Below are 22160 nucleotides of genomic sequence, written 5' to 3' on the forward strand. Positions count from 1 at the left end.
CCTTATTCTCCTCCAAAAGTGTCTGAATAATGACTCTTTCATTGAGGGTTAATCGCTTATATTTTTTTGTGTCCATACAACAAATCTAAAGTTTTGATTTGTTGCGTTAAGTTATTGAATTCTGGCAGACTTAATGAGCTTCAACATTACGGATAAAATTTCCTTATTGTCTTTTACCTCGTCTAGTTCAAAAACAATCAATCGTTTGTCCTCAATTTTATAGGTCTGATCTTCGCTGACTTCAAATAGAAAACTATATAGACCATCGCCAACATACTCAGACATGACGTGTAAAAAACTCGTAACATTGAAGTAGTCGGGATGGATTTTAAGGGTAGTCAGAAGATCTTTCTGATGCCTTTCTATAAAGTTGTAATAACCTTCCAAAGAATGATTTTCAGAAGTGCTATTGTAATAATGGCGCAGTATCTTTTTAACGGAAACCGATTGCGCTTTTGTTACTTTTAAATCTGAAGCAAACAATTCAAAAAGAAATACTGATAAATCCTCTAACCGTTCAGGTGTCAAATCTTTTACGTCACTAATGTAAAAAGGATTGATACCTAGGTTCTTTCCGCTTTCGTATCGTAATACGGTATATTTTTCAGGATAGAGTTTGGCAAATTTGGTGTAAGAACCACCCAAATCTATGATGACCAATCTTACACCACTTTCAAAATATTGGCGCAAAATATTGTTGGCTAAAAACGATTTGCCTTCGCCAGTTGGCGCAAAAATGGCAAAATTTCGAGCTTTGATTCGCTTCTTTTTTTCATCCCAAACATCTTTTAATACCGGAATGTTATGTTCTCTATCGTTAAAGATGATGCCTGTTTTATCTGATTTGTAGTTGGTATTATTAATGAATAAACAAAGCGCATGCTTTAAATCGGTAACATATAAATCATTATTCGAGAAATTGGAAGAAAAGCAACAGTAACTATTCAGTATATAATTTTTGCGTTCTTCGCCTCTTGGATAATAAGGAATGATATCTAATTCCTTGAATTCCGTTTTAATTTTGGAAGTTATTTTATCTAGCTCTTTAACATCCTTAGACCAATACACAATATTAAGATGACCACGAATAATACGTGAATTATCATCTGCATTGATTTGATCTAGAATGTGCTGAATTTTAGTGAGAACTACTTTATTCTGTGAACCAAAATTGGAACTTTTGTTAAGTTCCTCTATTTTCTTATCGAGTAGCTTGCGCCATTTCTGTTTGTCATCCAAATAAAGAATCTGGTTAACAATATGGTTTTCATTAAGTGTAAGTCCTATACCATCAATAAATCCTTGATGAAATACAAAATCGTCTGAGGTAAATTTCTCATTAGTTTTGCTACTTTGTACGTTTTCGCCAAAGCATAATTCGCTGTTGATGGCGAGCGCATCAAAATGGTTTTCGCCAATATTGACGCTTTTCTTTTCTAGTAAAATATCGGTATCAAACCCTTCATTGAAACCATTGAAATAACTACTAGTTAATTGCTGAATATCTTCCGATTTAAGCGGAAGAAAGGCCATTTTTCGACTATTGTTTATAAAGGAAACTGAATCGCTTACAGAGTTAGCGAAGCTCTTAATGTTATCATCTAATTCTTGTACAATTCCCTTTGAAATTTTTCTGAAGGGATTGACGTATTTCGGATTGTTGAGTGCTTTGTTCTTGGTTAAAATGAAGAACAAATAACATTTATGTTCTATGTGTCCACGACCTTTAAAATGCTCGTGTGTGGCTTTTTCTAAAAAGGTGGTGTTTGGAAGTTGTTCTGAAGAATAAGATTTCTTAAGGTAAATGTCTTGTTTGTGAACTACAGTTCCAATAGGTAATGATTTCAAAGCTTGAAACCATGCACCATGCATATCCTCAAAATCCTTTTCGGATAAGGAATAAATTTCTGGCAGATTACCTTCATAGCATAAAATCACATTGCCATTGTTGGCAAATACGATATTGTCTTGAATATCTACAATGGGTTGATATGCTGAAATATTAATCTTCTTCATAATCGAAACCTGAATTTCTTTTGTTACTAATGATTTGCGGAAAAGCTTTTGCCATTTGAAAAAGCTGTGGATCGTTGGTTATGCGTGTTAAGGCCACATATAAGGCTGAATTGAAAATCAGAATGCCAATTATCATCACAAAGCTGAAAGAGAAAATGATGATTAATAATGATGCAAGAATTGAAACCATCATTAAGGCAAATAGGGAAATGGGCAGTCCAAAAATTACTGCCCGTTTCCTAATGTTTTTATATACTTCGTATTGTTTCATTACACTACTATTGTGATTAAGTAAGTAAAGATGCCGACTACAGCACCAGCTATGAGAACAAATACTAAAACACGAGTAATACCTTTTTTAAGGTCTGCGTTCTCGCCAAAGAAATGACCAGCATTAAATAGGAATCCAACAAGAAAGATGACACCTAGAATGATTGGGAAGATGGTTCTAATGGTATCTGAAACATCGTTTACAGAATCTTCAATACCACCAATTTGTGCAAAGCTTGACGCTGATGTCATCAAGAATACGAGTAAGATAAAAATTGATTTTTTCATAATTATTTGGTTTAGCCTGTAGAGGCAGTTTCTAATTTTATTTTGTGAAATCTATTATGAAATGAAGATGAAGGAAGAAAATCTCTAAATTTTAACGCTAATTGGTGTTAAACTTTTGAAGATTATTAAGGAAGTGATTGATTTCTTGAATATTGTGTAATCTAAAACGATTATTATGAACACATTAAATCAAATTACATTACTGTTATTCTCTCTAGTTTTTCTAAATTTTTCTTATACACAGAATGGTAAAGATCAACCCAAGAAATCAATTGTAGTAATAGATCCTGGACATGGCGGAAAAGATGCTGGTGCAACAACCAGAACTGGTATAAAGGAAAAAGATATTGCTTTGGGTATTGCTTCTAAAATAGTGGTACTAAATAACAAGCTAGTTGAAAATCCTTTAATGTTATTTTTAACTAGATATACAGACACATTAATATCTCTAGGCGATAGAACACAACTAGCCAAAAAACTAAAAGCTGATATATTTATTTCAATACATTGTAACCAAGCCATAAACAGAACAGCATCAGGAACAGAAGTTTTTATTCATCCTAAAAGCGAAGTACAAGCTGAAGAATCTGCCTATTTAGGATTTACTATCCAAAAAGGATTAGCTGATATACTTGGTATTAATAACAGAGGTGTCAAATATGGTAATTTTCAGGTGTTACGAGATAACTACAATAGTAATGCAACGGTTCTTTTAGAACTTGGATTTTTATCTCAAAATGATGAGGCAATATATCTATCTAAAGAAGAGTCTCAAAGTGCTGTTGCTTTGGTTATACTTCAATCTATTATTAAATTTTTGGGGTTATGAATGACTTTATGATTGCTTTAGTAAAAATAATCAGGACTCTTTTAAAGTTGGTTTATAGGGATTTGTTTGATAGTACTATCAAACAAATTAAACCTTGATAGCGTTCTTTTTAGATAAGAGTTTTTCAAAGACTGTTAAATCAATCTTAAGTTGATTTTTTCCGTAAAGCCTCAATTTATTTATTATTGGACGACAACATTTCTTGTGCTTTGAATTTCCACATAAAGGGCATTCTTTATTCGCTTCTAGCTTACGATTTTCAAGGGCTTCCGTTATTAACTTTACTATTAACAAAGGCTCTTTTAATCCTAATTTAGTTTCATAGTATTGTACAATGCCTTCACCAAAGTGTTTATACTCGCCATTTACATAATCTCCTTCAGCAATTTTGTATTGATGATTAGCAAAAAAAGGATATATAACCTCTCTATAAAACTCGATTAAATTAATACCAGTATTTCGCTTAAGAATAAGGTCATGAGTTATATCTAAACAACATGCGCCTTGTTTAGAAATATGATAATCCCAATCGCGTTCTATAATATCACTCATTTCATATACAGAGGGAATTGTATGAGGATAAGATGCATGTACTGTTATTAGCACTTTATAGTTTTTCCAATGTTGTTTTTTCTTATCAACAACAGCTATCTCTCCATAAAGTGCTTCACAATCATGCTTTTCAAGGGTTATATTCTCAAATTTATGATAGATCTCTAGAAATTTTGCCAAGTCTCTTTTTAATAACGCCATTATTAGCAATTAAAATAGGGTTTGTTACTTGCAGCAATTGGTGCAAGATTAATAGGGTCAAGCTTTGTTTTTGAACTACCGATTGTTAGAATAACATTTCCATTTTGATCTTGAACTGCGAAATCATTTTCTGTGATGTACTTTTCCCAATCAAAGTCATAATGATTGTAAAACCTACCATCTTCGTAATCCCAGATAGGTTTAGACTTTTGTTTGAAATATTTATCGTTAGATAATTGATTAAGGATATGCTGACCAACGACAATTCCATTACTTAATGCCGTAGCTTGCATTTTAGGAGCTAAACTAGTATGAAGACTCGAAGTGGTAACCTCTCCAGCTTCTCCTAATCCGGAATACATCCAAAGCACTTGATTATCATGACCTAAATCTAATCCAGCTCTAGTAAAAACATCTTTGATTCCATTGGCTTCAAAATACTCTTTAAGGTCATTTTTCACGAAATAGGAAATCAATGCAAATGCTTTTAAAGCATCTTTGGTTGCTTGTTTCTTCTCAATATTTTTTCCTCCAAAATAAACCATCAAGCCATCCCCTTGAATCCTATGTACGTAGCCTCCGCATAAATTAACAGCAAATATTGATGCTTTGACAATACCTTCAGTTATGAGCGCAACAGTTTGTAAAGTAAAGCGATTATTCAATTGAGTGCTTTTTCGCACATCAACAAAACCACTAATTATCCAATGCTTTTCTGTATTGGTAGTTCCACGTAAATATGAGAAATCTGGATGATTTCCAAGACTTGGTAAATTGGTAATTGTAGGCGTTCCAAGACCTTTAATCAATCTTGTAGATTCATTTAAGCTTTCAAGTCCGGGAAGTTCTGCACGCAAACCCTTTATGTAACTTAAGTCAAAATCTGAATCTTCTTGATGCAGACTAAAAAGTTTATTCATTCGTTTGGGGTCTTTATCGACCGCTTTTTTGATTACATCCAAATAAGGATTAAAAATGTTCATGATATTAGGGTTTATGAATTAATTAATATGAAATATAATGTGGGTAAAAGAAGAAAGAATTGCACAACCAATAGTACACCGGCGAATTTTAATCTTGAAAATTTTGTTGTTAAACCGTTAGAAAGTATGTAAACTTGGGACCTTAAATCTTGCAACTCATCTTTTTTACTATAGTTTTTTGATGTACTATTGAATTCAGACCGCTTCATTTTAGAAATAGCGCCGAAATAATATAAAGAATCTGGCTTTTTTGAGAAAAAAGGTATGCTTGCTATTGAAAGTACAATTAAACTGAAAACACCAATAAATAACAAAACACCAATGCTGACTTTACCAATTGTTGACATGCCGCAAACAATTTCAGTTTGAGTTAACAATGCAATAATACCACCAGTAATAAAAGTGTTTATTGCTATATATACAGCTGACTTATTGTTGACACTATCAAAATAATGGTCAAATCTATCTATTGTATATTTTAGTCTATCTTTCTCCATCGTTACTTGCTATTAGTTTTAGTAAACTATTACTTTTCTTTTGTCACGCCTTTAAAAGGTGTATTACTGGATGTTTTGCCATCCATAAATTGTCCATTGTCCCCATTTCTTTTTACCCAAATACCTGTTTTTGGGTTCTTAACTTGAGATCTGTTTTTAACTGCTCCATGTCTGCGATTGTCGCCACTTTTTCCGTTTGTTGCCATTTTCATTTAATTTTATTAGATTGACATTGATTAAGTAATTGATTGATTTATCTTGTTCACATAGTTATATGACAATAGTGTGACAAAAGAAATCTGTCACACAAAATACATATAGCTTTAAGAGCACATGGATATAGAAACACATCTTTTAAACATTGAGTATAAAGGAACTGACCAACAAGAAGCCGAGAATTCAATAAGTATACTATATGAAAAATTTAGAAAGTTTGTATACAATATCACATATGAGCATATTGGTTTTACTTTACAAAAAGAGGAACTTGCATTGAATGTTGTTTCTGAAGTGTTTCTTAAAATATGGTTTGCTCCACTAGATTGGGAGTTTGATAATAAAATTCATAAGACTCAAGAAGATGGATTTAAAGCGTATTTAGCTACAGTTTCTCATTATAAACTACTTGAGGAATTGAGAAAAACCAAAACTATAAGGGATAATGAAACTACAATAATTGATGATGATGATGATAGTGAATGGAAATGGGCTTTACTAGATTCGGAATTTGACCTTTTAGATAAAGAGTTAATAAAGAGAAGAAATTTATTAGACGAATGTTTACTAGAATTTCCAGTCCGTAACAGAGATATTATAAGAATGTATTTTTTGTTTTATGATGAAACAAAGAGAATGACGAGCGACAATATTGCATTGATGGAAAAAACATTTGGAACTACTTGGCAAAACATTAGACAAATAATTTCACGAACAAAAAAGAAACTTGAGGTAGTATTGTTAAATCAACTACAAACAAAATAATTATGGCATCAAAAAAAAGAGATATTGGCAAGTTATTACGTAAGTATGGTTACTCAATTCCAAAATCTTCAGATGAAATAGAAGCCTTTGAAGATAAATTTGGTAAGGATTTTAAGTCTCCTAAAAAATGGGAAGACATTAAAAACATTATCGAAGCGAAAGGTAGTACTAATGAAAATGTATTTACTATTAAAAAGGAAAATAATAAATCCGCAAGTAATTTGGCTATGGCGGCAAGGGATGGAAAGAAGATTTCAAAAGAAGTTAGGGACAAAATGAATAGGGATAAAAAAGATGCCAGAAAGAAATGATTTCATATCGAGAAATGATGTAGTAGAACTGAATGATTTGGCAAGTGGAATCGCAGATTATTATTTTCCACACGGTCAAATTGACCCAATAATAATAGCAGAAAAGACTAGTATTTCTTACAGTTTTGGTAATTATGAGGATTCATTTGATGGTTTATTAGAATGTTTGAATCCGGACTTTCATATATTTATTAATCTGGATAGATTAATACAAGCATATTCTGAAAGAGCTCGTTTTACATTTGCTCATGAGCTTGGACATTACTTTATAGATGAACATAGGAATGCCCTATTAAATGGATTATCACCTAGCCATTGTTCTAATACTGGTTTTAAAAACAGAAATAGAGCAGAACGACAAGCTGATTATTTTGCATCTTGTCTTTTAATGCCTGAAAATAGTTTTAGGAAGTATTGTAATTATAAGAAATTTGAGTTTCGTATTATTGAGGAATTATCTAAAAAGTATGGTACAAGTATTTCTGCTACTGCTCTTCGATTTTGTGCAATAGGAAACCATCCAATAATGGTAGTTTATTCATTTAAGAATTGTATTAAATGGTATTGGTCGTCTATCGATTTTAGATTCAAGTGGTTAAAATACGGCAAGGATAGACTGCCTGAAGATACTCTTGCGAGTGAGTATTTTGAATTAAACAGAAAATCAGATAAAACAGAACCAGTTTTTGCTATGGATTGGTTTAATATTAAATATGAAAATCAAGCAAATTTACCATTCAAGGAAAGGTGCTTAATGCGCGGCGAACATTGTTTAAGTATAATTTGGGAAGAATAGTTTACAAATTAATATTCCCCCAAACCAAAGGATGTTCACTAGCAGCAACATTTCTATTAGAAACAGATTTATAGATAGACCATTGCGGATGCTTTTCTGGCCACATCGCTTTGCGATTTAAGCCACTATCTTTCATCTTATTAAATAAAGCTGGAGAGAACAACATGTAATCTTTCTGCTTAATATTTACACCCATTCTGTAAGCGCCCAATCTGAAATAAGTACCATCGTTTCCCTTATCAATATCTACCTCAAAAGAGAGATGCTTTGTAATATCTTTTAGGTCTGTATCTTGAATTAAAGGAGATAAAGAATTACAATAAGATGGCGCGTTAAATGTACCTGCGATGATGACATTAGTTTTGCCTTCAGCTATTAGCTTTTTGTAAACTTCAGCAATCTTATGAACTTGTTTTTTTCTAATTTTATCAGACTGTTTTCTATCTTTTGTAGGCTTTCTTAAATAAGCATTTAGTAACCAAATGGTTTCTTTTGATGGTGTGCTAATTTCATATTCAATAAGGCTTTTGCCATCATCGTTTATAACTTCATTAATGTCATGAGTTCTAACAGCTTTGAGATTATAGCCTTGTCGCAATGCTATTCCCATTTCTAAACTATTCATATCATTGCCTTGAATCACAAAAGAGTGGTTAAAAGGTTTGCAGTCAAATTCTGGTAGAATGAGCTGGTTAAAGTCCTCAAACGATGCTCTGTCCTCAATTTCTTGTAGCAGTAAAATATCTGGATTTACATTTGCAATAACTTGTGCTTTATGTAGTGTTGATTTGGGATGAATAGGAACGGTTTGTAGTTTTATCCATCCGTTCCAATCTGTGAGATTACCAGCTTTGTTATAAATAGAATGGCTAAGACCTTTCATAAAGAGAAAACCTGCTTTTCGTCTCAAAATAGCATAAGGACGAGGACTTAATTTTTCAAAACCAATTAGAAATGATAATTCTCTAATCCGATCTTGCTGGTTCAATGATTTAGAGGGTTCAAGCATGAGTTCGTCAAGCTCAATTGTCCAATCGGCAGTTAGATTTTTGGTTAGTTTTTCTAGTAGACTTCTGTCTCTGTGAAATAAGTTTTGAACATTAAAAGTTGCTATTTTCATGATTTCTAAATTTTTATTTTCGTTTATCGCAAGAATCTTCATCGAATGCTACCAGATTAAATAATTCTCGCATTCTGCTTCTTACTCTATTGCCATACAAATCTTCCAGTTCTTCAGCATTTAGATTTGTGGTAGCATGTGTCTTAATTTTGTGGTCTATGAAAAGTTCGTGACGTGAGAGTAAGATTTCGCCCATCACGTTACAGTCCTTTCCGTAGTGTCTTCCAATAGGTTCTACACCTAAATCATCAAAACAGAAAAACTGCCTACAACCATAATCTTCAATTGTTTTGTAGCCAATGTGATTGAAACCAAATACGATATTTCTGGAAGGAATCAGGATGTATGGTTTTTGTAGCGGAACAATATTTTTCAGCAAAATCATCAAGCTTGTTTTTCCACAACCAACAGGACCAGAAAGTAAAATACCTTTATCTGGATCTATCTCGTTTTTCTTGCAATTTTCTTTGTCTTTTATGAAATAATGACAGAGTTTTAAAATGATTGGATGGTCTTCTTCGTATATTTTAAAACCGTTTCCAAAGAGCATTTTTCCTTTGACATCGAGGTAAATTAAGATTTTTTCAAAATCGTACGTCACTTCTTTGCCATCAAACGTGCCAATGTCATACGTTTTGTGTTCTTCGACTATTTTACAAGGGTTGACCATAATCTTTGTTTTTACTGGTTCTCAGGTTGTCCTTTTTTTGAGGAACTGCATCTGCAGTTTCAAATTCATTGGCTTTAAGCATCCAATTACTTGCAGTAGCATGCCAATCTTCTATTTTTATTTTGCCACCAATTTTCCAACCAATGCCTTGGTAGTGGTTGTAGAATTTCTTGGCTTCATTATCTGGCCATTTTTTCTTTTTAAAAAAATCAATGACTTCAAATTCATTTTTTGGTAGCTTAGTTTTATTTATGTTTTCTATTTGTTTATTAATGTTTGTATTACGTATCAATGCTTGTTCAGTACTTGTTTCAAACTCATTCACAACTTGTTCAGAGGTTGTACCGAAATTGAACAACTTGATTTTACTGCCTTTATATGGATTATGTGAAGGGAAATATCTTAGATAATTCCATGAATCCATCTGTTTTAAACAGCGATGATAAGTTGCTGTTGAACCAATTTTTGAGAGTTCCATAACTTCTTGTCTGTCTATGTAAAATTCTTCTCGAAATCGGTTTAAATTCCAAAACTGAAACAAAGCCATATACAAGCTTACATGAGTTGTATTTAACCTTTTGTCTGCATAGACTTTTTGAAATATAGCATTGAGATGTTTTATATAATTCATACATATTTATTCCGTTTTATGATGAACTCGATTATTGTCCATAACCTTCTGGATTTCTTCGGAATCATAAAAAATGATGCCACCAACTTTTGTGTAGGGTAGTGTACCTTTAATTCGAAGATTCTGTAGAGTGCCAGGACTAATTTGGAGTAAGTCCATGAGTTCTGAAGATTTTAGATATTTCTTCAGTTTACCTTGCGCTTGTTTACTTAAAAGTTTTTTGATATCATCAAGTAGTTCAAGTTTGAAATCCATTAGATCATCTGTGGTAATAATTGTTGCTGGCATAGTAGAACTGTTTTTAGAAAAGAACTACCATTTTGCTTTCAATTAAAATGATAGTCCTTGACCTGATTTGACTTTCGTTCTACAAATATGAATAGTATTGTTGGCATTTAATCAGTAGTTAAACCGTAGTAGGGTCAAAATTTAACATCTTGATAAATGGTGTTATTTGATGTGCTTTGGCACGGAAATTATTTATTTTAATATGAAGTAATTCCTTTTTTGGAAAAGAAATTTAAAAGCGTAAGGTAAACCGAGTACGGTGTTTTTTGAAGTGTTATTCTTCTGAGTTCTCTATATGAGAAAGTAAGCTTGCAGAAAGGTTATCCAAGAACTTGGTGCGACTAATTTTTCGAGATTTTATATCAGCAAAGGTTTTATAGTAGTCGCCCAGTTTAAAATGAAATACGCTTTCAAAGGTAGATGCAATTTCTTTAATATCAGATTTTCCGTTATTAATGACTCTACTATGGTATAAAGCATAGACCAATTCTGTGAGAGCTGTTTTTGAAGATGTCCATTCTAGTTCTGTAAGATTGTTCAATTCTAATTCATTCTTATATCTTGATTTTTTAGCATCCAATAATCGGTTTTGTAAATAATTGATAAAACGCTTTGATGCTTTTAATTTACCTAGGAGTAAATCATAAGGTGTACAAAAATCTGGGTCTTGAAAATAAAATTTTGAAGATGTTATTGGAACATTATCAAAATAATCTCTAGTGAAGAATTGCTTGTCTAGATGTGTCTGTTTGGATTCAATATATTGTACAAAGTCCATGTTGTATAAAAAGAACCGATTTAGTTTGCCCAATTTCTTTTTAACATATTTTCTTTGTTGGTTGCTGCCCACTTTAGGGAATTGAATTTCAAAAGAGCGGATTTCTGAATAATAAATAAGTTGAGTAAATGGTGTTTGCTTTATTTTTTTAAAGAATTCTATTTCTTCTTCAGTAGATTTAAAACCATCTATCACTACTGATTTTCTATATGTATTTAGAAGGTTTCGACATGCAATTATGGATTTATTTGAACGCTCAATAATTCCATTGGAACTATATTTTATCTCATCCAAATCGAAAAGTAGATTCTTGTTTTTCTTTTTAAAATCCATTCTTTCATTTTAATAAAGAAATAGTTGTTTCTAAGAAGAATGTAAAATTTAAAAGGATGATATGAAAGAAGTAAATGAGAGAAACTAGTAATAATCGATCATATTAATGCTTCTATTAATTTAGAGTTTTTAGGGCTTACTATTTCAATTTAATTCTAAGTTGTTTAAAATAATAATAGAATCAAAATTATACCTGTGTAGTTTTTGCGTATTTCGTATGTGAATTTTTGTTCACATGTATTTTAGTAGTTTATGTCTAACCTTTAAACTTTTTTACAAAGTCCTCTTTGTTAGAAACATTAGATTTTATAAAAATATTAGAAGCATGTTTCCTTACTGTTCCATAGGAAATAAACATATTCTTGGATATTTTTTTATAACTATCTCCTTTGATAATTTGGATGGCAATTTCATTTTCTCTATTTGTGAAACCAAAATCTCTCCCAATATTTCTTGTCAATATGTACGTGTACTTTAAACGGTATAGATAACTATTAATCTCCATTGTGGTAACCAAAAAGAAAGCCATAGTTACTAAAGGCTGAGTAATAGGTTGGAAATCTCCAAAATATGTTAGTAAAGGCAAAAGGATAATTGATAATATGGAAGTTAGACCTAAGTAAGTTTGAATTTTAAAGTAGCGTTGTCTTTTGACTTCTTTTCTTATGGTCATAAAAAAGTATATCAAAAATGTTATGGACATGAATATTGGAAATACCAAAAATAGACTTCTAGAAAAATTAAGTGAGTTTGTATAATAATATGGTATAACAAATAAAAACAGAAAGCACAGAGTTAGTATTATTGATAGATTTTTGATTTTGAAAAAAGGATTTGGGGTTATAATATTAAACTCCATATATAAATACCAAATAAGATATACGCACATAATTATTGAAATACTGTATGTTGCTATGTACTGCAAGAACAAAGGACCAGGTAGAGAGGTATTAGGTAATAGGCCATTAAGTATATTATATAATAGAAAAAGAATAGCTAAAATCAAATATCTGTAAGAAGCTTTGATTGTTTTTTGTTTGCTAAATATTATTTTTAAGAGTTGAAGAACAATGATTATACTGATTACAATACATATAAATAATACTATCCAATGCATTGAAGATGAATAAACGTATTCAGGTGTGAAATGATATTTTTGCTCTTGGGGTAGCATATAAGTATTTGAATAACAAAATATTATATTTAATTTTCATTACTGTTAAAGATACTATATATTAGTGTTAATCAAAAATCAGCTTATAATGTTATCTAAAAAATACAGTTTAGGTTTTTTTCCAACACCACTTGAACGATTAGATAATCTATCTAAAAAACATCCTGATTATAATTTATTTATTAAACGAGATGATAATTCTGGACTAGCATCAGGAGGAAACAAAGTTAGGAAGTTACAATACTTTATTTATGATGCTCTAGAAAAAGGATGTGATACCATAATTACTGCAGGAGCTCAACAGTCTAATCATTGCCGACAAACAGCTGCGGCTTGTGCTAAAGCTGGATTAGAATGCCATTTGTTGTTAGGAGGTATAGAACCTCAAAATTACAATGGTAATTTGTTGTTATCGCATTTGTTGGGGGCAAAGATTCACTTTACTAGAGATAATAGAAAGGGGGAGGATATAATCAAATTAAAGCAAGATTTAGAAGCACAGAAAAGAAAGGTGTATGAAATTCCTTATGGTGGCTCGAACTTACTAGGGGCTTACGGTTTTGTCGATGCAGTTAAAGAATTAAAGAAGCAACTTTCAGAAAAGAAATTAAAAATCGATTATATTTTCTTTGCTTCAAGCTCAGGAGGAACACAAGCAGGACTTAGACTTGGTGTGGATTTATTTGGTATTGATATTAAGTTAATGCCAATCAGTATTGATAAAATTGGTTTAGGAGATAAAACATTAGACGATGCTGTTTTAGAGATACTACATCAAGGTCAAAAAGAATTGAGTATTCAAAAAACGTACTCAATTAAAGATGCAACACTTATTAGAGGTTACGACAAACCTGGTTATGGAGTAATTACTCAAAATGAAAAGATGGCCATAAAACAATTGGCTCAAAGTGAAGGTATATTGTTAGATCCTGTTTATTCTGGTAGAGCTTTTTACGGAATGATAGATCATCTAAAAAGTAATAAGATAGAAAAAAACTCTAATGTGCTCTTTTGGCATACAGGTGGCTTACCGGCAAATTTTTATTATTCCGAAGAGCTTTTAAAATAACTTAAAAGTTAATTACTTCTTCTAAAGCGTCATCTGCTTCTTGATGGATAAAGTTAGTTTGATAATTTAAGGTCGTTTTTAAATCACTATGTCTATATAATTTTTGAAGTATTCTAGGATGAATTTTGTCTCCAGCGATATTCCCAAAACTGTGTCGAGCAATATGCATGGTAACCTTCTTTTTAATTCCAGCTTTTATAGTAATCGATTTAAGACAGTCATTTAATTTTTTGTTAGCAGTTTTTAGTTTATTAAAAACATCTTTAGGGTTATTCAAATCAGCTTTTTTTAGTTCAGGAAAAATGAAATCATCATCACTTTTTTTATCCATTTTGTAACTTTCTAAGACAACTGATATTTTATCTGGAATTTTTAATGATAACAATTTAGAATTTTTACCCATTCTGTAGTGAAATCTTTGGTCATAAATATCAGACCAACGAGTTCTTAAAATATCTGAGATTCTCATGCCTGCAAAATTAAAACTAAAAAGCCATATGTTCCGTGCATGGATTTCTCTAAAAGTCAAATTCTCTAACGATTGTAGCTTTTTTATCTCTGAAATAGTAAGCCCAACTTTTGTTGTCTCTGGAAATTTGATTCGTATTTTATCTGAGCCAAAAGGATAGAGTTCTTTACTAATAATTTTTTGTTTTATAGCTCGATTATATAGTAAACGCAAAAGAACAAGTATATTCATAATCGATGTGTCAGATAAAGAATGTATTGACTTTAAAGTAATCATTAGCTTCTTCAAGAAACGTTCATCAATTTCCTGAAAAGTAAGTTGTTTTGATTTATGGAATTTTAATATGAAGCCGACCCAAGCTTTATCACATGATAAACGATTTAGTTTATTCGATAATTTTAAATCATCTAAATGTTCATTTGCAAGTTCAAAAAATGTAGAGTTTTTACCTAAATTGTATAATTCGTTCTTAATTTGATTTGCTGAAGCATCTTTATTTTTTACTTGTAAAGCAATTAAAGATTTGTTTACTTCTGAAATTTCTTGAGATAATAAACTATTTAAACTGACAGAATTTGGATGAGATTTTTTTACACGTATATTCTTTTTATCCCAATCTTCAATATCTATGTAATGACCTATATATTGATAAGTTGAGCGACGATTTTTGGTAATTCGAATAGCAAGAGGATATAGACCTTTCCTATTCGGTTTTTTACGAAGTACTATTTTTGCGTTTGATGACATAATTGACCTGTTTTAGCACGAAAGTCAAATCAGGTACAACATTTGGTTTTAAAACCTATGCAAAGATACACTTTTATTAGTTTCTCTAGGTACAACATAGGTACAACAAATACTGAAATTAATTGATATTAGATGATATCAAATAAAATTACAAACACCCTAAGTAATTGTAAATGAATGACTTTGTTCTTGTTTGGTCAAATATACGCTAGACTTAGGATCTAGTGCCGCGAGGTGTGGGAGTTCGAGTCTCCCCGCCCGCACAAACTAAAGGAAAAGCCGACTATTTTATAGTTGGCTTTTTTATTTGCTGCAACCCATAGCTAGCCTAAATTACATGCCATTAATTCCTTTTTATAGCTATTGGCTTTTAGAATTTAATATTGAAATCTAATCGTATGCGATTTCCTGTCTCTTTATTACTGCCGAATGCTATTAATTGATTTACCGAAAAAAACCTCATTTTAAGGTTCATATTTTTTCCAAACGCGTAACCTGTCATGACTTCAAAGCCTTTAAAGTTTGTTAAGCGTCCATCTGGAGAACCTTGCGAGCCATAATCCCATCTTGCCCAATCGTTTTGTGCCATAAAATCGATAGCAGCAAAGCGCTCGAGATGCGTGTAAGTTACCAGAAATTTCCAGTCGCCTTTAGCTTTTAGTTGTCCTAAGCTTGTTCCAGCCACAAAGCCTTGTTTTTGATTTTTAAAAGGGGCAGCAATGGAATCATTAGAACTGTAATTTTTTAAGTTTTTATAATAATCAAACGCTACAGTAATCTTAGGTTTTTGAACGATTTCTACTTTAGTTCCTAAATGCGTTATGGCATAGTCCATAGTAAAAGTTTCGTTACCATCTGGAATGTTTGCGATGTTTTTGAAATAGTAAAAGGCAGGAAAAAATTTAAGTCGGTTATCCCAATGGGTGGTTACAAGTTGAATGCCTTCAAAATAACTATCTGTATTTAGGGATCTACCGTTTGCTTTAATAATAAAATGACCTGTTGTTACTTGTAAAGTCTCTACAAGGTTATTATCAAGGTTAAATTTGCCGCTTAGAGTAACACCTTCAGGAAACACGTTGTCACTCCAAAATAATTCATTAGATTTTTCAAATGGATACGTGTTTTTTCCAACCCAACCTGTAAACCAGTTAAATTTAAATTGCGCGTAGGCTCTTTCAAAACCAATGGGTAAGGTGCCAAATTCTTTAAAACCATCTCCTAAAGTAAGTTGAGGGTCTTGTTGTTTTTTAGGGTCTCCTGTACGTATTCGAGCGCCAAAAGAGATGTGAGTGTTGTAGCTGTAGTACACGCCAAAACGTGCGCGGTACCTTAATCGCGTTCTGTCATCGCGATAGGAACCATCAGATTTTCTGGAATCCCAATCTTGTTCAACTCTAAACCTGAAATCTCCAGCAAAGATTAGTTTTTTTGTTTTTGTGTGGACATTTTGAGCATGAATTAGAATTGGGAATATGAAAAGCAGCAAGTAAATTATTGGTCTTTTAATTAGCATTCTAAAATTCGTTAAAAATTCCAATTTTGTATTGTTTGGTATGAAGAACATTTTTTGCTGTACAACACACTAAAAAGGAGTGTGAAATTGGTTTTTTAGGTTGTTTTATATCAAAAAAGCATGTTGATGTTTAATCATTATATGCCATTAAAAATGGAGTCCTGTGTGTTTTTTAATTGAATTTAAGATCTATATCTAGAAACCACGCCTGTTTTGGTATTTGTATTTAAAAAGAGGCTGTCTGAAAAGCGTAGTTTTCGCCGTCCTGAAGTTCATTCAGGTATTCATAATGGTTGGTTATTAGTATGACGAAATTTAATGCTATTAGACAGCCTCGTAAAATGGTTTAATTGGGTTCACCTGCTTTTATAAATTGCAGATAATCGTCGTTTTTAGCGGCGATAATATATGGTGTTTTACCTATGGTAATTGTTGCTAATTCTTTTACATCACCTGGAACATATAATCCGCTATTTCTGGTAGCTATAGGCGAGAAATTGCCTTTGCCATCCCCCTTTAAAAACAAGCCATTTCCTGCATCGTTTCTTGGGGTTTCTACTTCTGAATCGTAAAGGTTTCCAGCAGTAACAATGTCTAGATTTGTATCGCCATCAAAGTCTTTTACAATAATTTGATTGATGCTTGATATTTGTGCTAAATTCGGTAAATTATGCATAACAAAAGCCCCATCCTTATTTTCTAGAAACACACTAGAAAATGTTTTTGCTTGGTAATGTAATGCGTTTTCAAGTTCTTTTTCTGTGTAAACATCTACTAAGGTAGCTTTAGAAAACGTATCGTAATTTTTAAACTTTTTCTTAATAGCAGGAATTTGTTGTGATGAACAGGAACGACCACGAACAGGGAACTTCGTGCCATCATTATAATAACTTAAAACGATATCGTTTCTCTTGTTTTTGTCAAAGTCGTTAACATAGATATCGAACGTTTCATCCGCTGTCGCTTGATATTTATAGTTTGTTCCTAAATTTCCTAAAACATAGTCGATATCGCCATCCTTATCAAAATCACCTTCGTTAATACTAAACCACCATCCGGTTGAGTTGTCAAGATTAACATCTTTGGTCACATTTTTAAACTGACCATTCGTGTTTTTAAAAACGGTAATGGGCATCCATTCACCTGCAATTATAAGATCTATAGCGCCATCACTGTTATAATCTGTCCAAATAGCACTAGTTACAAGTCCTAAATTTTCTAATTCTGGAGCAATTTTTTTGGTAACATCATTAAATTTTGGAGCGCTAGACGTGCTTATGTTTTCTAGAATATAACTGTTTGCAGGCATGGGGTAGTTTCCAGGAACCAAGCGACCGCAAATAAAAAGATCTAAATCGCCATCGTTATCATAATCGTTACTATACACACGAGAACCGCTTGTTATCATTTTAGGCAAAGCTGAAGTCGATTTGCTGAAAGTACCATGGCCATTATTCACATATAATCGATCTTGTAATATAGGGTCGTCATGTTTAAATTCATTTCCACCGCTAACCATATAAATATCGTTATCACCATCGTTATCGGCATCAAAAATAAGTGCGCCTAAATCTTCGGCTTTTTTATCGTTATCTAAGGCAGATGTTGATTGTTTTTCAAAACCAGTTGCTGTTTGAAAATAAAGGACTGCGGCTTGTTTATGGGCGCCGCCAACAATAAAATCGTCTAGTCCATCAGCATTTAAATCACCAACAGCAAGCGCTGGTCCAAACGTTGAGGTCTTATGTGGTAGCAAAACTTCTTTTATAAAATCGTCATAATTATTTTCTACATGCTTATGTTTGGGTACTACAGTGGTGTCTTTTTGGGTAGCAAATAGCCTAGGTGTCTTTGTTATTTTAATCGGGTTTAAAGCAGCGTCTGCATAATTCACTGTTAAAATTTGATTTTTATCAATTTGGGTTAGGAGTTGAGATTTGCCATCAGGCCAAACTATTTTTAAGGAATCTATTTTTTCTGCTTTACCAAGGCCAAAATGTAGTTCTGGAGCTACCGAAGACTGGAAACCTCTAGTTAAGGTCATTTCTTGAAATTGCATTAAAGTATTAGCGAATAAAGATGTCTTTACGCCAATACCAAATTTATTTTTTTCAGAACCTTTAAATCGTAATGTAATAAAGTTGTTGTTTTGTGAACTTTTGTTTTCGAATAGGGCAGGCGTATCATCAATATTATTAGTAATAACCTCCAAATCACCATCATTATCTAAATCGACATACACACAGCCATTAGAGAAACCTTTATAGGTTAAACCCCAATCGTTGTTTACTTTTTTAAAGGTTAAATCGCCGTTATTTTTAAAAACAAAATTGTCAATTTTTTCAGAAGGGATCTCTGAACTGATTTGTAATAGGTTGTCTTTAGGGTTTTTATCCTTTCCTATGCTATTAAAGTAATCCTGGTTGTTTATTTCTTTACGAGTACCATTAGATACAAAAATATCTTTCCATCCATCATTATCTAAATCCACAAAAAGTGGTCCCCAAGACCAATCGGTACTTGATAAACCTGCAATTCTTGAGACGTTACTAAAATCTGGGACAGAATCGTTAACGACATTGCCGTTATTCATTTGCAGTTGATTTTGCATATACTGGTAATGAAAACCGGCATCAACAGTATTCCAAAACAAAGCTGGGTTCATACTAGCCATATTCGCTTTTTGTCTGCGGTTATCCTTGGCCATCATATCTACTTGAATAATGTCCAGTAAGGCATCGTTATTAAAATCGGCAATATCGGCACCCATGCCGTAAAAGGCATTCTGTTTGGTAGCTTCTTTTACATGCTCGCTAAACGTTCCGTTTTTATTATTTAGGTATAAATAATCTGGTGAGCAAAAATCGTTAGAAACATATATATCTGGCCAACCATCGCTGTTTAAATCACCAACTGTAGCACTTAATGTTAAGCCAAAACTTCTAAGCCCAGCGTTATCGGTGACATTGGTAAAAGTATTGCCGTCGTTGCGGAATAGTTTGTCGGTTTCTACATCGGAAGGGTTATACATTTTATGTACATAATAATCTTGCCTAGCATTGAATCTAGTAGGTGGGTAGTTGGCTATGTATAAGTCTAAATCACCATCTAAATCGTAATCAAAAAACGTGGCTTGTACAGAGTTTCCAATATCATCTAAGCCATATTTTTCGGCACTTTCTGTAAAGGTTTGATCGCCGTTATTAATATATAATTCATTCTTTTTTGAACCAAACTTGCCACCTACAGAACAATAAATGTCTAATAAACCATCATTATTAACATCTGCCATGGTGGTTCCTGTATACCAGCGGTTATCGCCACTAACCCCAGCAATATTTGTAATATCTTCAAATTTTAAATGCCCTTTATTAAGGTATAATTTATTAGAGACCTGATTCCCAGTAAAATATAAATCTATTAGGCCGTCATTATTTATATCACCAGCAGATACGCCTCCCCCCATATAGATATAGCCATAGGTAAAGTAGTTTAATGAGTCGTTTTCAGTAAGATTGTTTGAAAAATTTATTCCTGTTTTTTCTGAATCTAATTTTGTGAATAATGTAGAATTAGAAACGTTTTCAGATTGGTTTTCCTTGTTAGAGCAAGCCAATAGTGTTAGGGCTAGTAAAAAGGCGGTTAGATAAAATTTCATGAGCTTAGTTTAATGTCTTAAACATAACACATCTTATTAAATTTTTAAAATAAAGGTGATTTTGAATTCTCTTAAGCCTATTAAATTATCGTGTTTTTAGGTTTATTGTGTTTGTTATTTGTTGTGTTACAGTGGTTTGTGGTTTTCGTAACATTTTCGTAGATTTTTTAAATATTCTATTTTTTTAAATGAAAAAATGCTGATTGGCTGATGTTTATCGAGTTTCTGTAAGGATTTCATGGAGTTGCTTTGAGTGGCTTTGTGTTGCATGTCGTATTACACCTTGTAACTGCAATTATTTTAATCAGGTCTACTAAAGCCATCACGAAGGCGAAAGCTCAATACGATGCCGTGGCTGTCTGTTAAATTTGTGTTTTTTAATGTTTTATTATAGCTGTACATCATTCTTAAATGCTCAAATAAATATAACCCCACAAATAAATTCAACGAAGCATCTGTTCTATAACCAGCTCCAACTTCAAATATATTTTTATAATTAATCTTCGTATTTAAATCAACCTGCATGGGTGCTCCCGAAACGTATTTAAAAAGGGCACTTGGGGTTACCATGACTTCCTGAAAGCGGTTCGTAAAAAAACGGTATCCCCCATACAGGTAATAAGCGCCTTTCACGTTAATATTGTCTTCTGACGACAATGCATCTCCTAAAACATTAGATGCCGACAAGCCAATAAAAGCACGTTCTCTGTTGTAGAGCGCTCCTAACCCGATAGTTGGAATGGTTGTGCTTATGTTATTTGCAAAATTAGGGTCGTTATTGATTCCTAATTCTAATAGATTTTCATCGAAAAACATAACACCTGCCGAAATTCCGAAGGAAAGCACATGCGGGTTATAAGTCCACCAATTACTGCTGTCTGCGTCGAAAAATAATTTATACGAATAGGTGCCAAATAAATTTGTAGCTGTTGTAACTCCTATTTGATCACTATATGCCCCGCCACCAACACCAACATGATCGGAACTTGTAGGCGCATTAACAAGTAAACTCATCGTTTTCGGGCTCCCTTCGGCCTTGTTTAATTGTCCGCTACTAGTAAACGTGATATCCATATCTGGGTAAAAACCTGCATAAGCCGGATTAATAATAACCCCGTTAGCGCTATAGTTTGAAAATACGGGGGTTTGTTGCCCGAATATAGACTGTGAAAAACTGGTTGATAGTATGATTACTATCAGTATTATATGCTTATTATTCATTTATTATCTTTTTAAAACAAGGAAACCTGTTTCTTTTTTTAAATGGTGAGAACCTTCTATTTTGATTTGGAAGAAATAGGTGCCTTCAGGTAATTCATCTGCACCCCAATTTCTTTTTCTATTCGCAACCCCTCGAAATACTTTAGATGTATTGTTGTAGCCTAGGGTTTCAAATACTAAATCACCCCAGCGATTAAATATTGATACTTTATTATTAGGGTATTTTTGTATCCCATCGATTTCCCAAAATTCATTGATGCCGTCGCCATCAGGAGAAAAACCATATTTGGTATTATCCTCTTCTAATGCTGTTACATAAACGGTGACGTAATCTTCTGAGGTACAACCGTCGTTTGAAGTAAAACTTAGGGTATACGTTGTTGTTTCTGTGGGATTGGCTATTGGATTTACGATATCTACAGCGCTTAAACCTTCTGAGGGTGTCCATAATAAACTACCAGATGTAGAAGTTGAGGCTCTTAATTCTATACTATCTCCCTCGGTGATGTCTTGATCTTCTCCTGCATCAACACGACAATCCACCGGAATTTCATCTTCCACAATCACGTTGAAACTACAGGTTGCTGTGTTTCCTGCAACATCGCTAACTTCAAAAGTAATTAGGGTTGTCCCGATTGGGAATGCCGACCCTGAAGCCAAACCTGCTATTTGTGTTGTAGTATTCACCGTGCAATTATCGGTGCCTACAGGGGTGGTAAAGGTAACTGTCGCTGTTGTTAACCCTGAATCTACCGTTTGTGT

At 32.7% G+C, this 22160-nt stretch carries 22 protein-coding genes and 1 pseudogene; 5 read left to right on the top strand and 18 right to left on the bottom strand.

The features are described 5' to 3' along the window. Positions 1-123: 123 nt before the first annotated feature. The 3 genes and pseudogenes from KO493_RS01215 to KO493_RS01225 form a co-directional block, all read right to left on the bottom strand. Positions 124-2016: pseudogene (locus KO493_RS01215) on the bottom strand (TraG family conjugative transposon ATPase); the annotation flags it as partial. Continuing rightward, on the bottom strand, positions 2003-2287 hold the full coding sequence (locus KO493_RS01220; protein ID WP_216066135.1) for a hypothetical protein: 285 nt from the start codon (positions 2285-2287) through the stop codon (positions 2003-2005). The pseudogene KO493_RS01215 and the gene KO493_RS01220, both read right to left, overlap by 14 nt. Further along, positions 2287-2574 (bottom strand): hypothetical protein, encoded by a 288-nt coding sequence (locus KO493_RS01225; protein ID WP_147677804.1) that lies wholly within the window; start codon positions 2572-2574, stop codon positions 2287-2289. The genes KO493_RS01220 and KO493_RS01225 overlap by 1 nt, the downstream gene beginning before the upstream one ends. Positions 2575-2749: 175 nt before the next feature. On the opposite strand from KO493_RS01225, the gene KO493_RS01230 reads away from it, so the two are divergent. Then, a complete protein-coding gene (locus KO493_RS01230; protein WP_216066136.1) occupies positions 2750-3403 on the top strand; it encodes an N-acetylmuramoyl-L-alanine amidase family protein in 654 nt (217 codons plus the stop codon). Positions 3404-3490: 87 nt separating this feature from the next. On the opposite strand, the gene KO493_RS01235 is transcribed toward KO493_RS01230, so the two are convergent. The 4 genes from KO493_RS01235 to KO493_RS01250 are packed head-to-tail and all read right to left on the bottom strand — an operon-like array spanning position 3491 to position 5842. Next, a complete protein-coding gene (locus KO493_RS01235; protein ID WP_216066137.1) occupies positions 3491-4156 on the bottom strand; it encodes a hypothetical protein in 666 nt (221 codons plus the stop codon). A 2-nt stretch (positions 4157-4158) separates the two neighbouring features. After that, on the bottom strand, positions 4159-5139 hold the full coding sequence (locus tag KO493_RS01240) for a hypothetical protein (RefSeq protein ID WP_216066138.1): 981 nt from the start codon (positions 5137-5139) through the stop codon (positions 4159-4161). 11 nt (positions 5140-5150) lie between these two features. Further along, the gene (locus KO493_RS01245) at positions 5151-5636 is read right to left on the bottom strand and encodes a Pycsar system effector family protein (protein ID WP_216066139.1); all 486 of its coding nucleotides are present in this window, start codon (positions 5634-5636) and stop codon (positions 5151-5153) included. A gap of 29 nt (positions 5637-5665) precedes the next feature. Further along, the gene (locus tag KO493_RS01250; RefSeq protein WP_216066140.1) at positions 5666-5842 is read right to left on the bottom strand and encodes a hypothetical protein; all 177 of its coding nucleotides are present in this window, start codon (positions 5840-5842) and stop codon (positions 5666-5668) included. 127 nt (positions 5843-5969) lie between these two features. Between KO493_RS01250 and KO493_RS01255 the strand changes: the two genes are divergently transcribed. Genes KO493_RS01255 through KO493_RS01265 form a run of 3 tightly spaced genes read left to right on the top strand, consistent with a single transcriptional unit; the run spans position 5970 to position 7724 of the window. After that, positions 5970-6617, top strand: a complete 648-nt coding sequence (locus KO493_RS01255) for a sigma-70 family RNA polymerase sigma factor (RefSeq protein ID WP_216066141.1) — start codon at positions 5970-5972, stop codon at positions 6615-6617. 2 nt (positions 6618-6619) lie between these two features. After that, positions 6620-6928, top strand: coding sequence for a hypothetical protein (locus KO493_RS01260; RefSeq protein WP_216066142.1), 309 nt, complete (start codon positions 6620-6622; stop codon positions 6926-6928). Continuing rightward, a complete protein-coding gene (locus tag KO493_RS01265) occupies positions 6912-7724 on the top strand; it encodes an ImmA/IrrE family metallo-endopeptidase (protein WP_216066143.1) in 813 nt (270 codons plus the stop codon). The genes KO493_RS01260 and KO493_RS01265 overlap by 17 nt, the downstream gene beginning before the upstream one ends. Position 7725: 1 nt before the next feature. Here KO493_RS01265 and KO493_RS01270 read toward each other — a convergent pair whose 3' ends face one another. The 6 genes from KO493_RS01270 to KO493_RS01295 all read right to left on the bottom strand — a co-directional run bounded on the left by KO493_RS01270 (position 7726) and on the right by KO493_RS01295 (position 12217). Further along, a complete protein-coding gene (locus tag KO493_RS01270) occupies positions 7726-8844 on the bottom strand; it encodes an endonuclease/exonuclease/phosphatase family protein (RefSeq protein ID WP_216066144.1) in 1119 nt (372 codons plus the stop codon). Positions 8845-8857: 13 nt separating this feature from the next. Beyond that, positions 8858-9514 (bottom strand): ATPase, encoded by a 657-nt coding sequence (locus KO493_RS01275; RefSeq protein ID WP_216066145.1) that lies wholly within the window; start codon positions 9512-9514, stop codon positions 8858-8860. After that, positions 9498-10145, bottom strand: a complete 648-nt coding sequence (locus KO493_RS01280; RefSeq protein ID WP_216066146.1) for a hypothetical protein — start codon at positions 10143-10145, stop codon at positions 9498-9500. Before KO493_RS01280 ends, KO493_RS01275 begins: the two co-directional genes overlap by 17 nt. 6 nt (positions 10146-10151) lie before the next feature. Beyond that, a complete protein-coding gene (locus KO493_RS01285; protein WP_216066147.1) occupies positions 10152-10433 on the bottom strand; it encodes a helix-turn-helix domain-containing protein in 282 nt (93 codons plus the stop codon). A 274-nt stretch (positions 10434-10707) separates the two neighbouring features. Continuing rightward, positions 10708-11544: an RteC domain-containing protein gene (locus KO493_RS01290; protein ID WP_216066148.1), complete on the bottom strand. Its 837-nt coding sequence runs from the start codon at positions 11542-11544 to the stop codon at positions 10708-10710. Positions 11545-11800: 256 nt separating this feature from the next. Further along, positions 11801-12217, bottom strand: coding sequence for a helix-turn-helix transcriptional regulator (locus KO493_RS01295; RefSeq protein ID WP_216066149.1), 417 nt, complete (start codon positions 12215-12217; stop codon positions 11801-11803). Between the two features lie 589 nt (positions 12218-12806). Here KO493_RS01295 and KO493_RS01300 point away from each other — a divergent pair. Further along, a complete protein-coding gene (locus tag KO493_RS01300) occupies positions 12807-13787 on the top strand; it encodes a D-cysteine desulfhydrase family protein (protein WP_216066150.1) in 981 nt (326 codons plus the stop codon). A gap of 1 nt (position 13788) precedes the next feature. On the opposite strand, the gene KO493_RS01305 is transcribed toward KO493_RS01300, so the two are convergent. The 5 genes from KO493_RS01305 to KO493_RS01325 all read right to left on the bottom strand — a co-directional run. Beyond that, complete coding sequence (locus KO493_RS01305; RefSeq protein ID WP_216066151.1) at positions 13789-15003, bottom strand: site-specific integrase; 1215 nt, start codon at positions 15001-15003, stop codon at positions 13789-13791. A 370-nt stretch (positions 15004-15373) separates the two neighbouring features. Continuing rightward, a complete protein-coding gene (locus tag KO493_RS01310) occupies positions 15374-16519 on the bottom strand; it encodes a putative porin (RefSeq protein ID WP_216066152.1) in 1146 nt (381 codons plus the stop codon). Positions 16520-16865: 346 nt separating this feature from the next. After that, complete coding sequence (locus KO493_RS01315; RefSeq protein WP_216066153.1) at positions 16866-20177, bottom strand: FG-GAP-like repeat-containing protein; 3312 nt, start codon at positions 20175-20177, stop codon at positions 16866-16868. A gap of 300 nt (positions 20178-20477) precedes the next feature. After that, entirely contained in the window at positions 20478-21398 is a 921-nt protein-coding gene (locus tag KO493_RS01320; RefSeq protein WP_216066154.1) for a PorP/SprF family type IX secretion system membrane protein, read from the bottom strand. Between the two features lie 3 nt (positions 21399-21401). Further along, a partial coding sequence (locus tag KO493_RS01325; protein ID WP_216066155.1) for a gliding motility-associated C-terminal domain-containing protein occupies positions 21402-22160 on the bottom strand: 759 nt, incomplete at its 5' end.

The sequence above is a fragment of the Pseudotamlana agarivorans genome (assembly GCF_018860245.1).
GTDB lineage: Bacteria > Bacteroidota > Bacteroidia > Flavobacteriales > Flavobacteriaceae > Pseudotamlana > Pseudotamlana agarivorans_A.